The following is a 13,787-nucleotide window of genomic DNA, read 5'->3' on the forward strand; positions in this document are numbered from 1 at the left end:
AAATAAGATGACATGGGAGGTAGACAGATGGAATATGCAGACAAGATCATCAAGGGGAAAATTTATACAGCAAATGAACAGCAAAAATATGCAGAAGCGTTTGCAATCAAAGATGGCAGGATACTTGCGATCGGATCAAAAGAAGAGATCAAACAATATCTAGGTGCTGATACAGATGTTAAAGAATATACAAATGGTATTATTCTTCCGGGATTTTCAGAAGGTCATGCTCATGTCAGTTCAACGATTGAACTTGTTGTCGGACCATTGGTTGAAGCTAAAAGTATTGAAGAAGCAGTTGCCGTGATCGCAAAATTTGCAAAAGAACATCCGGGTACAGACGCTATCTATGGTGGAGGATTTGATCCCGGTCTGTTTGGGACAGAAGGTCCTAAAGCATCTTTGATCGATGCGGTTGTGCCGGATCGTCCTGTTATCATTTCGGATGAAGGACATCATTCAGTATGGGTAAACACAAAAGCATTAGAGATATCCGGTATTACAAAAGATACGAAAGATCCCGAGAATGGTCATGTTGTTAAAGATAAGATGACCGGAGAACCAACCGGCTTTTTGCAGGAATTAGCTATCTCGTTAGTAAATCCTGCTATGCCTGTGCTTACATTAGAACAATACGAGGAAGCAATATTATATTACCAGAATGTAGGATTATCCTATGGAATTACCAACGCATTTGAGCCAATGCTAAGTTATACAAGGGACGAACCGATGCGTTTTGATGCATATGAATCATTAGAGAAAAAAGGCAAGCTAAAGATTGCGTTCCGTGTAGCTCCGACATTGAACCCGGGAGAAGATGAAGATGCATTCTTTCAGAATATGAGAGCGTTGCATGAACGATTTGCCGGTCATGATAAAGTGCAGGTAAATACGGTCAAATTCTTTATGGATGGTGTGATTGACGGGCATACGGCACTTCTTAGGGAACCTTACCGGGAAGGATCTCTTGACTGTGGACCGAAAATGTTCGAACAGGAGGAGCTGAACGAGCATGTTATTCGTGCGTTAAAGGAAGGTTACAATATTCATGCACATGCGATCGGTGATGCGGCAGTCGATGAAGCATTAAATGCAATTGAGGCAGCAAAAGAAGTTGTAGCAGACAGTAAAAGCAGAAATGCGATCACACATTTGCAAGTCTGTACACCGGATCAGGCAGCAAGAATGGCAAAACTTCAGGTGATCGCTGTTGTCAATCCGTATTGGCATTATGAAACGGAGCTTTATCAGCCGTTAGAACTTCCTTATCTTGGTAAGGAACGTGCACAGCATATGTACTATGTCAAAGAATTTGCAGATCATGGTGTGACTGTCAGTCAGGCGAGTGACTTCCCGGTTACGGTGCCACCGGATACGATGTTCAGTCTTCATATGATGGTCAATCGTTTTGATCCCGAGACATCGAAAGAGCCGTATTTTCCGGAGCAATGCATCGGTGTGGAAGAGGCAATTGCGGTTCTGACAAAAGGCGGTGCTTATGAAAATGAACTTGAAGACAAAAAAGGATCGCTCGTCAAAGGTAAAGATGCCGATTTTGTTTATCTGGATCGGGATGTTCTGACGATGCCAAAAGAACAGATCTATCAGACAAAAGTTTTGGAAACATGGATCGGTGGAGAATGTGTTTACCAAAGAGAAGAAGAATAGAAAAGCTTGTAAAAGAACAAGGTATATGGGCAGTGCGTAAGCACTGCCTTTTTTGTGGAATTATAAAAATCCATGAACTACAGGCAATGTTTTTGCGGAATTATAAAAATCCATGAACTACAGGCAATGTTTTTGCGGAATTATAAAAATCCATAAACTGCAGGCAATGTTTTCATGGAATTGTAAAAATCTACGTACTACAGGCTTTGCCATTTCGCAAAAAAACTTGTAAGAAAAATGAAAGAAATTTTGCTGTAAAATGTTCGGATTATCTATTAGAATAAGAGATAGAAAATGAGTAGAGCAAACAGTCATTTTCTAAACCGCGGAAAAATGGATATAAAGCAGCTTTATAAAAACAGGCAGGAGAACAATATGGAAAAAATTAAAATATTAGTTGCCGATGATGATCGGGAGATTGTCAACGCAATTTGCACTTTGTTAGAAGAAGAAGGGTATGGAACAGTAAAAGCGTATAATGGAAAAGAAGTTATGCAATGTATGCATGAGCAGGAAGTGCAATTGATCCTTTTAGATATTATGATGCCATATCAGGATGGATTGACGACAACATTGCAAATACGCAATGAAAAAAATATACCGATCATCATTCTTTCTGCGAAGACAGAAGAAAATGACATTGTGCTGGGATTAAATGTGGGAGCGGATGATTATATTGCAAAACCATATTCTCCTTCCGAACTTCTAGCCAGAGTACGGTCACAAATAAGACGTTATCTGCGTTTTGGATCACAAAATATGCAAAAAGACGGAGAAGAGATCATACAAAATGGAAGTCTGGAATTAAATGTCACGCAAAAACAGCTTTATGTGGATGGAGAAGCAGTCAAACTGACTTCTAAAGAGTATAAGATCATCAATTATCTGATGCATAATCTGGGCAGGATCTTTTCAGCCGAAGAGATTTATGAACATATCTGGCAGGAAGAAGCATTTAGTGTAGAAAATACCGTAATGGTACATATTCGAAGAATTCGCGAAAAGATTGAGATCAATCCAAGCGATCCGAAATATTTAAAGGTGGTGTGGGGAATTGGATACAAAATGGAAAAATACAACTAAGATCATAATATTGGTCGTTTCAGGCCTTATCATTAGCTGCTATCTGGCAGTTGCCGGGTGTCTCTGGCAGGAAAATATGCTGACAAGTGCATGGAAAGGAACCGCATATTATAAGACACCGTATCATATGCAGGAGATTGAAACAGCGTTTCGTCGTGTCGTTCAGTTTGAGGATGATACCAATGTGCGGATCCGTGAAAAAGATCCTGAAAAAAGAGATCAGAAGTTAAAAGCAAACTTTTCATTTTATTATAGTATAAGTTATAAAGTTCTGGAAAACAGACAGGCATTTCAAGGCGAAAACAGCAAAATGGAAGCGGCTTTCAGTAAGATCAGAGAGTTGGATCTGAACGGAAGTTTTATCAGTGACGATGTCGATGATTTGCAAACAAATGATACGATCACCTACAATTTAATGACACTTCCTGATGTCAGTACATATATGATCGCAAAGCAGTATAAGACCTATACATGTGGGAAAAATGTTCAAAAAAAGTTTGATGGAGAAAAGATGGATTTTGGAACGATCCGGAAACCGGTGAACAGCTTTATCATTATTGCATTTCAGAACAAATACCTCGAAAAAAGAGATGCCATGTGGCAGAGAATGTCAATAGAATTTTCTGTTATGACCGGTGTTGCAATGCTGGCTGTTATTGCATTTTTGTATAGTGCGGTAACTCTTGGTATCAGAAATCGTAAACGCAGATGGTATTGGTGGGATGCAAAGATGCTGATCGCTGCCTGCACCGGAATGGTTTATCAGGTGCAATTTAGTCAGCAGTCATCTAATAGTATTACCGGTGCATTACTGGCAGGAAACACAAATCCGCTCGCATGGAAACTTACCTGTTTTAGTCTGATCGGAATTCTGTTTCTCAGTGTATTGGGCCTGGCGGTCATTTCGCTGATCGGACAATGGTCACAGAAAACGCTGTATCGTGACGGAGCCTGCCGTATTGTCTGGAATGGATTGAAAAAGTTATGGCGATTATCTGGAAAAGCATTTGCTGTCCTTGAAAAGCTATGGGCATGGCTGATACAGTGCATTCTTGGTCAGAACAAATATCCGGAAGGAATCAATAGAGCACAAAAGAGGCTGGCTCGTTTGACGGCAACGTTTACGGGATTTATCACGGTTTGTTATCTGATCTTTATCGGTTATGTGTTATATATATATAGTTATGTGCCTGTCGGTTATCATAAAGAGACACTTCATAACTGGTATCGGAAAAAGCTGATCTTTCCGGGAGAATTTATCAGTAAACCGGAAAATGTGATCTGCGTCAGTGTGATAGCAAGTGTTTTGTATTTGCTTCTGTTTCTATTGTATATATATTGTAATAAGAAGATTTTTACTTCCTTTACAACATTAGAAAAAGAGATTAAAAAGCTTCATGAAGGGGATTTTGCAATTGATGCAGCGCAAGCACAAAATACACCGGCATATGGTGACCTTCTTTTGTTATCGGAAGTAGGAGCAGGGTTTGAGGAAACATTACAGGAAAAAATAAAAAGTGAGCGGATGAAAGTGGCATTGGTAACAAATGTATCGCATGACCTGAAGACACCGCTTACCTCCGTGATCAGCTATATTGATCTGTTAAAAAGAGAAAATGATCTGCCGCAGAAAGCAAAAGAATATGTGGAGGTCTTAGATAAGAAGGCAGGAAATTTAAAGCACATTGTACAGGATGTCTTTGAACTTGCCAAGACAACAAGCGGTGAGATCACCATTGAAAAGAAAAATCTGGATATGAACCGGTTAGTTGTACAGACGCTAAGTGATATGGAAGATAAGATCCAAAGATATGGGATGGATGTACGCTTTTTGCCACAGCAGCAGGATGTTATGATCTGTTCAGACGGAAATCGTCTGTATCGTGTCATGCAAAACCTGATCGACAATGCATTAAAGTATGCGCTCGAAGGAACACGGATCTATATCCGCGAAAATATTTATCTGAAAAGTGGTACAGAGCGGACGGATATACAAAGTGGACTGTACGGTTCTGCAATAAAAGCGGATTCAAAGAAAACAATGCAGGAACAGAAGAATCCGCAGAAGAATGTAGCAGAACAGCAGGATCCACAAAAAGAAGTACCGGAACAGAAAGAGGATGGCAGCAGCAAGGCAAAGCAGGTTGTCGTACTCAGTGTTACGAATATTGCAAAATACGAGATTGACTTTACTGCCGAAGAAGCGATGGAGCGTTTCTTTCGTGGGGATAAGTCAAGGCAGACGGAAGGAAGCGGACTTGGACTTGCGATCGCAAAAGCATTCACAGAAGCATGTGGTGGAACGCTGACCATTGATATTGATGGAGACCAGTTCCGTGTTAATCTGTCATTTCCGTGTATCTGAAAGAAAATATCAAAAATAAAAAAAGGAAATAGTTGAAAAATAGACGCTGATAGGGTAATATATACCTTGAGCGTCTATTTTTAGCTTATATAGGATCATAAATGTAGAGACTGTTTATTGGGATTTTGAAAGGAGAACATACATGAAGATTATTATGTTAGGTGCACCGGGTGCAGGTAAAGGAACACATGCAAAGGGGATTGTAGCAAAGTATAAGATTCCTACGATTTCGACAGGCGATATCTTCCGTCAGAATATCAAAGAGGGAACAGAGCTTGGCAAGAAAGCAAAAGGATATATGGATGCCGGAGAATTGGTTCCGGATGAGTTAGTATGTGATTTAGTAGTAGATCGTCTTGCAAAGGATGATTGCAAAGACGGATACATTTTAGATGGATTCCCACGTACGATCCAACAGGCAGAAGCTTTAACAGAAGCATTAAAGAAGCAGGGAACAGCAATCGATTATGCATTGGATATTGAAATGGAAGATCAGGCAATCATTGATCGTATGGCTGGCCGTCGTGTCTGTGCAAAATGTGGCGCAACATTCCATGTTGTAAACATTCCTCCAAAGAAAGAAGGCGTCTGCGACAACTGTGGCGGAGATTTAGAGCTTCGCGATGATGATGCACCGGAGACGGTAAAGAAGAGATTAAATGTATATCATGAGCAGACAGCTCCATTGATCGAATATTATAAGAAGCAGGGTATTCTTCATGAGATTGATGGTACACTTGGTATTGATGGTGTAGCTGCAAAGGTTGCAGAAATCCTAGGCTAGATGAGATCTTTTTATGCAGAACGGTTTTTGAAGGCATACAGATAAGAAAGAAGTTATCTGGTGTATTCAAAAAGAAATTGCTTTGTGGTACAAAAAGATAATAACTAATAAAATGAATATATCATATAGAAAGAAGGCATAACATGTCAGTAACAATCAAATCAGAACATGAAATTGAATTAATGAGAGAAGCGGGAAGAATTCTTGCTATCGTTCATGATGAATTAGCGAAGATAATCAGACCCGGCATTAGTACAATGGATATTAACCGCAAGGGAGAAGAGATCATTCGCAGTTATGATTGTATTCCTTCTTTCTTAGGATATAATGGATATCCGGCTTCTGTATGTGTATCGATCAATGATGAAGTTGTACATGGTATCCCAAACAAAAAGAGAATCTTACAGGAAGGCGACATTGTTAGCCTGGATTCCGGTGTTATTTATAAAGGATATCAGTCCGATGCAGCCCGTACACATGCAGTCGGAGAAATATCAGAAGAGGATCGTCGATTGATCGACATTACGAAACAGAGCTTTTTTGAAGGAATCAAATTTGCAAAAGAAGGAAATCATTTATATGACATTTCAAAAGCAATTCAGAACTTTGTTGAGGCAAATGGTTTTTCTGTTGTACGTGACCTGGTAGGTCATGGTATCGGAAAAGAGATGCATGAGGAACCACAGATTCCAAACTTCAAGCCAATCGGAAGAGGAATGAAACTTCGTGCCGGTATGACATTTGCCATTGAGCCAATGGTAAATGCGGGTGTTTATGATGTGTGGATGTTAGATGATGACTGGACTGTTGTTACAAAGGATTCGAAAAAGTCAGCACATTATGAGAACACGATTCTGATCACGGAAGGTGAGCCGGAAATCTTATCATATCGTGAGGATCTGGCATAGAACTCTCATAACAAAAACTGTAGCAGGATACAGTTTATATATAAGAAGTAAAAGTTTTATTGGTACAGTAATGTACCGGATTGAGAATGGAGGAAACAATGTCTAAAGAAGATGTAATTGAAATTGAAGGAATTGTAGTGGAGAAGCTTCCAAATGCAATGTTTAAAGTTGAGCTTGAAAATGGTCATCAGGTACTTGCTCATATCAGTGGTAAGTTAAGAAAGAACTTTATCCGTATCTTACCGGGTGATAAAGTAACAATGGAAATGTCACCATATGATCTGACAAAAGGACGTATTACCTGGAGAGATAAATAATAAGAGGAACCACAAATGACAGAGACAGTTTTTTGAAATTTGAAAGGATTTTCAAAGACTGTCTTTTGTTTTTGCACTTTTTAAGTGAAAAGAAAATGCTTGTAATGGGATACCAATAAGAATTGCGTTACATTTTTAATGGGATAGATAAAGGTCTGTATCAAGTGGCGAAGCAGCAAGAATTGCTTTACGCTTTTAATGGAATAGGTAAAGGGCTGTATCAAGTGGTACGGCAGGAAAGTCTTTTGAAAATTATAAAGTGCAGATGTTGCAATTTTTTTAGAAATAAGTACATTTTTTCGGGACTTTTCAAAAATGGAAAAAATGGAAAAAAGTTGAAAAAAGGACTTGCAACTATAAAATAAATATGGTAGAATAGACAACGGACTTTTTGAAAGGAGGTTATTGCTGTGAAAGTTAGATCTTCAGTAAAACCGATTTGCGAAAAATGTAAGGTCATCAAGAGAAAGGGTCGTGTCAGAGTAATCTGCGAGAATCCTAGACACAAACAGAGACAGGGTTAATAAGAGTTGGTCAGACGATAAAGGTCTGATACAAATTTCGATATAACTTGCTTTCTGTTCATTGTAGTGCTGTGGCACTGCGACATTGTAGATGGACTGATTATCCGTTTCAGTGGAAAGGTGCGTCATTGCATTCATTTGCGCCCGGAGCTGGTTCCATCAACGGCAGATTGATGACTGCGGCGTAGTACCGGTTGCCATTTCGCAGGCAGCCCGACATTTTGCTGTCATAGGGGCAGCAGAAAAAGAATCGTCTATGCTATGGAATTACAATTTAAAGCGGCTGAACAGTGTATATCACTGTGTAACAATCAATTTAATCAAAAAATAACGGAGGTGTAAAGTACACATGGCACGTATTAGTGGTGTAGATTTACCAAGAGAGAAACGTGTTGAGATTGGACTTACTTACATTTATGGTATTGGTAGAGTCAGCTCAAACCGTATTTTAGCAGAAGCTAAAGTCAATCCTGACACTCGCGTGAAGGATCTTAGTGATGAAGAAGTAGCTCGTATTCGTGACGTCATCGACGAGACACAGACAGTAGAAGGTGATCTTCGTAGAGAAATCGCTATGAATATCAAGAGACTTCAGGAAATCGGATGTTATAGAGGCATTCGTCACAGAAAAGGTCTTCCTGTTCGTGGACAGAAGACAAAGACAAACGCAAGAACTCGTAAGGGTCCAAAGCGTACTGTCGCAAATAAGAAGAAATAATAAATAAAATGTACAAATCTTATAGGAGGGTTTGACAATGGCTAAACAGGTAGCAAAAAAGGCAGGCAAGAAGCGTGTCAAGAAAAATGTCGGACATGGACAGGCACATATTCAGTCTTCCTTCAATAATACAATCGTAACGCTTACAGACGCTGAAGGAAACGCAGTTTCATGGGCAAGTGCAGGCGGATTAGGATTCAGAGGATCAAAGAAATCAACTCCATATGCAGCACAGATGGCTGCAGAGACAGCAGCAAAGGCAGCTGTACCACATGGTTTGACATCAGTTGATGTTATGGTTAAGGGACCAGGTTCTGGTCGTGAAGCTGCAATTCGTGCATTACAGGCATGCGGTATTGACGTTACAAGTATCCGTGACGTAACACCGGTTCCACATAATGGATGTAGACCACCTAAGCGTCGTCGTGTGTGATTTTACTCATATACAGTTTTATTTTGTTTGAGAAACGATTAAGTGGAAAATTCGAGTATATTTGATACGAAGAATAGTTTGGATTAGATTATAGGAGGAAAGAGACATGGCAAGAGATATGACGCCGGTACTCAAGAGATGTAGAGCTCTTGGATTAGAGCCAGGATTTTTAGGGCTTGATAAAAAGTCTAACAGAAATGTTAGAGCTGGTAGAAAACCAAGCGAGTATGGTCTTCAGTTAAAAGAAAAGCAGAAAGCGAAATTTATCTATGGTGTATTAGAGAAACCATTTAGAAACAACTTTGCTAGAGCACAGAAGTTAAGATATGGAACAACTGGTGAGAACCTTATGATCCTTCTTGAACTCAGACTTGATAACGTATTATTCCGTATGGGATATGGACGTACAAGAAAAGAAGCAAGACAGATTGTTGGTCACAAGCATGTTCTTGTAAACGGTAAATGTGTAAACATCCCTTCATATGAAGTAAAACCGGGCGATGTGATCGAAATCAAAGAAAAGCACAAAGGTGCTCAGAGATATAAGGATATCCTTGAGGTAACTGAAGGAAGATTAATCCCTGACTGGCTTGAAGCTGATCATGAGAAACTTTCTGGTACAGTAAAAGACATTCCTACTAGAGAGCAGATTGATGTTCCTGTAAATGAAGTGCTTATCGTCGAGTTATATTCTAAATAATAACCTATAGGCAGGTAAGCGTAAAACACCCAAAAGGAGGTCCTGGGAGTGCTAGATTTTAAAGAACCAAATATTCAAATAGCTGAGATTTCAGATGATAAGAGATATGGACGTTTTGTTGTTGAACCTCTTGAGAGAGGTTATGGTACGACTTTGGGTAATTCTCTTAGAAGAATTATGCTTTCCTCATTGCCAGGTACAGCTGTAAGCCATATTAAAATTGATGGTGTAGTTCATGAATTTTCAGCAATTCCTGGTGTGAAGGAAGATGTTACCGAGATTATCATGAATATCAAAAGTCTTGCTATCAAGAACACAGGCGAGACCGATGAAGTAAAGACAGCTTACATTGATGCATCAGGTGAGTGCGTGGTTACTGCAGCAGATATTCAGGTTGATTCAGATATTGAAATCATGAATCCTGATCAGGTTATTGCGACTTTAAGCGGTGGTCCTGACTGCAAGCTTTATATTGAAATGACTATCGCAAATGGTCGTGGATATGTTAGCTCAGACAAGAATAAGAGAGAAGATTTACCGATCAATGTGATCGCTATTGATTCTATCTATACTCCTGTTGAACGAGTTAATATTAAGATCGAGAATACTCGTGTAGGTCAGATTACTGACTATGATAAGTTGACAATTGAAGTATTTACAAATGGCACAATTGAGCCAAGCGATGCTGTAAGTCTTGCAGCAAAGGTGCTTAGTGCACATTTGAAGTCTTTCATCAACCTTTCTGATAAGACAGAAGGAATTCCTGTTATGTCTACAGAAGATGATGACAGTAAAGATAAGGTGCTTGATATGTCAATTGATGAATTGGAACTTTCTGTTCGTTCATATAATTGTTTAAAGAGAGCAGGTATCAATACGGTTGCTGAATTATGTAACCGTACTTCTGAAGATATGATGAAGGTAAGAAACCTTGGTCGTAAGTCTTTAGAAGAAGTATTAGCTAAGTTAAAGGAATTAGGTCTTTCCCTGAATATAGGGGACGAATAATTAGGAGGTAAGCACATGGCAGGCTATAGAAAACTTGGAAGAACTTCCAGCCAGAGAAAAGCTTTGCTTCGCAACCAGGTAACAGACTTATTATACTATGGTAAGATCGTTACTACAGAAGCTAAGGCAAAAGAAATTCGTAAGATTGCAGAAGGTATCATTGCTTTAGGTATCAAAGAATGCAATAATTACGATACAGTTAAAGTTACTGCTAAAGTTGCCCGCAAGGACAAGGATGGCAAGAGAGTAAAAGAAGTTGTAGATGGTAAGAAGCAGACTGTATATGATGAAGTAGAGAAAGAGATCAAGAAAGATCAGCCTTCAAGACTTCATGCAAGAAGACAGATGCAGAAGACGCTCTTTACAATTACAGAAGCTCCTGCAGAAATCAAGGGACGTAAGAAAGCTACTAAGACTGTAGATGTTGCATCTAAGGTTTTAGATGAGATCGGACCAAAGTATGCAGAGCGTAACGGTAACGGTGGTTACACACGTATCATTAAGATCGGTCAGCGTAAAGGTGACGCTGCTATGCAGGTACTTATCGAGTTAGTATAATTAAAGATGAGATAAAAACATGAAAAATGTCCGGGACAGGGATACTTGTCTACGGACGTTTTTTGTGCTATAATATATTAAAGTGCAAAAAACGAAAAACCTTTTTGATTCGGACTTTTCTACACTGATATGATGTGTGGGAGAAGTCTTTTTTGTTGTTTGGAAACTTTTTTCATACATCAGAAAAGATTATCCCAGGAAAATGTAACGCTGTATTCTCAGACTTTTGGCGTTTTCCTAAATAAGAAAAGTGTCACCTGAAAATACAGGAAAAACAAGGAGGAATTTATCATGACAACATTAAAAACAGCAAAAAGAAGTATGGATGTAAAAGCAAAGAAATTGAGAAGAGAAGGATTTGTTCCGGGCAATCTTTGTGGAAGAGATCTGGAAAAATCAGTGCCTCTTAAAATTCAGGTATTTGATGCCCAGAAATTCATTAAGAAAAATATGATCGGCAGCCGTACTGTTCTTGAATTGGACGGAAAGAAGATCAATGCGCTCGTAAAAGATTATGAGTATAATCCGGTTACAAAGCATATTATGTATATTGATTTCCAGACCCTGGTAGCTGGTGAAAAGATTTCAGCAAAGGCACAGATCGTTCTCCTGCATGAAGATCTTGCAGATGGTTGTGTTGATGAAGAACTCTCAGAAATAGATTATAAAGCAGAGCCGGAAAATCTGATCGAGAAGGTAGAATTAGATTTTGAGAAGCTTGGAAAAGTAAAATGTGTTCATGTAAAAGATATTCCAGAATTTTGTTCTGATAAGATTGATCTGATCACATCACCGGATGCAATCGTATTCACAGTAGAAGAAGCTTCTGCACCAATTGAAGATACAGAGGAGGATGCAGCAGAAGTAGTTACGGCTTAGAAAATAGAAAAGTAATAAGAGATAAGAAAAAAGTTTTGATATTTTCATAGAAAATTGTGCGTGTATATGAAAGAATACTTTTTGTGTTATGAATTCATTGCAAGCGGGCAAGAAGTGAAACTTTCTGTATTAAGAATTCATTGCAAGCGGGCAGGAAATGATGCTTTCTGTATTAAGAATTCATTGCAAGCGGGCAGGAAATGATGCTTTCTGTATTAAGAATTCATTGCAAGCGGGCAAGAAATGATGCTTTTGTATTAAGAATTCATTGCAAGTGAGCATGGAACGATTCTTTCGGTATTATAAATAGTTGCAAAGAGTGTTAAGGATACAGAAAGTATTTTCATCATTTCGTGACAATTTGAACATACTTTTTTCACGAATTCCATCTATAATAGAATTATCAAATAGATAATAGCTATTTGATATCCGCTTAAATTTTTTTCATATCTTCTCCTAAAGGGACATTGCCTATGCAATGTCCCTTTACTTTATGGCAGACAGTAGAGTGAATTGTTTGTGGATTGTAAAGTGAAACTTTTGTCAAATACACTTCTTTACTATATATTCCGAAATTGTTAAAATGTTAATCAGAGTAGTTAAGAAAGGAAACAGAGATATGTGTGCAGTAAGCGGACTACCTGCCAATACAGAAGAATGGAAGCGATTCGATAGGATCTTTGAAGAAAATGTATTGGAACTGGGTTTTGATGAACAAAAGAATGAGATCTATCTTGTATATATGATGACAGATGCGATCGAGAGCATTCTGGTACTGGAGCAGGCTGTAATGACAGGCGAATTTGACCGGCAATATGAGGGAGAATGCAGCGGAAGCATTACAACATTAGAGGATGGAAATTATATGCTTGCTGTGCGGCAGGGAAAGGATAATGCATTTACAGTACGATTTCAGGCAATTCACTGTGAAGAAACATTATATGATTACCATAAAATCGGACATTTTTGGATGAAAGATTATGAGATTCTGCGCCATCTGACCTACCAGATCGGACTGATCTATGAAAAAGCGGTTTTCATGGGAGAAAGTTATTGTAATCGGAAAGAACGGGCTTTATTGCCATTATATGATCTTGCACCGCTTAGAAAATACTTCTGTGTATATTGGGAGGAAAATGAGTCATTTTCTTCGACGACAGAGGCGGTTGATACTGCAATACATAATGCAAGTGTTATTCGGGATAAATCGTTGGTGCATTTGTTCAAAAAATACCGATTGTTTGTGGATAAGGATAGGCAGAATTCTATCGTTTGTGGATACTATGAAAGAAAGATCATGAAAGCATTAGCACAAGCAAAACATTGGAAGTTTATAAAGCAGCTTTTCGTACTGATACAGGATGCGGCAAAAGACTATGAGCAACCGTCTTTTGGCAGTCAGAAAGAGCAATGGATTGAAAAAAGCAGGAAAGTGTTGCAGGAAAAATACCCGGAACGATGGATCTTAGAAGAGCATTCTTTTTGCATCGGAGAGCCTTTTTCCTATCGTTTTCATGTGTGCCGTTTACAGAAAAAACGAGGAAAAATCGTATTGGACAGAATAGAATATAAGGTTGATCAGGATGGTATGCTCAGACAGATCTAAAATAAAAAACAGAACGAAGCGAATGTGTATCAAGGATACTGTTAAAAAGGCCGGCACAATATGGCTGCTAAAGCGATGGTGGGATACTTGTTAAAGTGTTTGGTTTAATGGTTGTTAAAGTTAAAGTGTTTGGTTCAATGGTGCAAAGTTAAAGTGTTTGGTTCAATGGGTGCAATTGACCAAAAAGAGATCGAATGTTATAATATAAAATAGGTTATACCGTCAGAACGGCAGTA

Annotated in this window: 14 protein-coding genes; all 14 read left to right on the top strand. The window is 38.8% G+C overall.

Annotated elements, in window-relative coordinates:
* The first annotated feature begins 27 nt into the window (after positions 1–27).
* Complete coding sequence (locus tag H8700_RS11380; RefSeq protein ID WP_249305709.1) at positions 28–1,668, top strand: amidohydrolase; 1,641 nt, start codon at positions 28–30, stop codon at positions 1,666–1,668.
* A 375-nt stretch (positions 1,669–2,043) separates the two neighbouring features.
* A complete protein-coding gene (locus H8700_RS11385; RefSeq protein WP_249305710.1) occupies positions 2,044–2,751 on the top strand; it encodes a response regulator transcription factor in 708 nt (235 codons plus the stop codon).
* Positions 2,723–5,116, top strand: a complete 2,394-nt coding sequence (locus H8700_RS11390; protein WP_249305711.1) for a sensor histidine kinase — start codon at positions 2,723–2,725, stop codon at positions 5,114–5,116. The genes H8700_RS11385 and H8700_RS11390 overlap by 29 nt, the downstream gene beginning before the upstream one ends.
* 142 nt (positions 5,117–5,258) lie before the next feature.
* Complete coding sequence (locus tag H8700_RS11395; RefSeq protein WP_249305712.1) at positions 5,259–5,900, top strand: adenylate kinase; 642 nt, start codon at positions 5,259–5,261, stop codon at positions 5,898–5,900.
* 143 nt (positions 5,901–6,043) lie between these two features.
* On the top strand, positions 6,044–6,808 hold the full coding sequence (map, locus tag H8700_RS11400) for a type I methionyl aminopeptidase (protein ID WP_022141342.1): 765 nt from the start codon (positions 6,044–6,046) through the stop codon (positions 6,806–6,808).
* A gap of 98 nt (positions 6,809–6,906) precedes the next feature.
* Positions 6,907–7,125, top strand: a complete 219-nt coding sequence (infA, locus tag H8700_RS11405; protein WP_022013568.1) for a translation initiation factor IF-1 — start codon at positions 6,907–6,909, stop codon at positions 7,123–7,125.
* Positions 7,126–7,535: 410 nt separating this feature from the next.
* A complete protein-coding gene (gene rpmJ / locus H8700_RS11410; RefSeq protein ID WP_118559023.1) occupies positions 7,536–7,649 on the top strand; it encodes a 50S ribosomal protein L36 in 114 nt (37 codons plus the stop codon).
* Between the two features lie 349 nt (positions 7,650–7,998).
* Positions 7,999–8,367 (top strand): 30S ribosomal protein S13, encoded by a 369-nt coding sequence (gene rpsM / locus H8700_RS11415; RefSeq protein ID WP_022141343.1) that lies wholly within the window; start codon positions 7,999–8,001, stop codon positions 8,365–8,367.
* 37 nt (positions 8,368–8,404) lie between these two features.
* A complete protein-coding gene (gene rpsK / locus H8700_RS11420) occupies positions 8,405–8,800 on the top strand; it encodes a 30S ribosomal protein S11 (RefSeq protein ID WP_022141344.1) in 396 nt (131 codons plus the stop codon).
* 106 nt (positions 8,801–8,906) lie between these two features.
* On the top strand, positions 8,907–9,500 hold the full coding sequence (gene rpsD / locus H8700_RS11425) for a 30S ribosomal protein S4 (protein ID WP_022141345.1): 594 nt from the start codon (positions 8,907–8,909) through the stop codon (positions 9,498–9,500).
* A gap of 48 nt (positions 9,501–9,548) precedes the next feature.
* Positions 9,549–10,508, top strand: a complete 960-nt coding sequence (locus H8700_RS11430; RefSeq protein ID WP_022141346.1) for a DNA-directed RNA polymerase subunit alpha — start codon at positions 9,549–9,551, stop codon at positions 10,506–10,508.
* 15 nt (positions 10,509–10,523) lie between these two features.
* Complete coding sequence (locus H8700_RS11435) at positions 10,524–11,066, top strand: bL17 family ribosomal protein (RefSeq protein ID WP_249305713.1); 543 nt, start codon at positions 10,524–10,526, stop codon at positions 11,064–11,066.
* Between the two features lie 291 nt (positions 11,067–11,357).
* Positions 11,358–11,945: a 50S ribosomal protein L25 gene (locus tag H8700_RS11440; RefSeq protein ID WP_249305714.1), complete on the top strand. Its 588-nt coding sequence runs from the start codon at positions 11,358–11,360 to the stop codon at positions 11,943–11,945.
* 583 nt (positions 11,946–12,528) lie between these two features.
* Positions 12,529–13,551 carry a DUF3878 family protein gene (locus H8700_RS11445; protein ID WP_249305715.1) on the top strand — a complete coding sequence of 341 codons (1,023 nt, stop codon included), beginning with the start codon at positions 12,529–12,531 and terminating at the stop codon, positions 13,549–13,551.
* Positions 13,552–13,787: the final 236 nt, after the last annotated feature.

This window comes from Jutongia hominis (genome assembly GCF_014384965.1).
In the GTDB taxonomy this organism is placed as follows: domain Bacteria; phylum Bacillota; class Clostridia; order Lachnospirales; family Lachnospiraceae; genus Butyribacter; species Butyribacter hominis.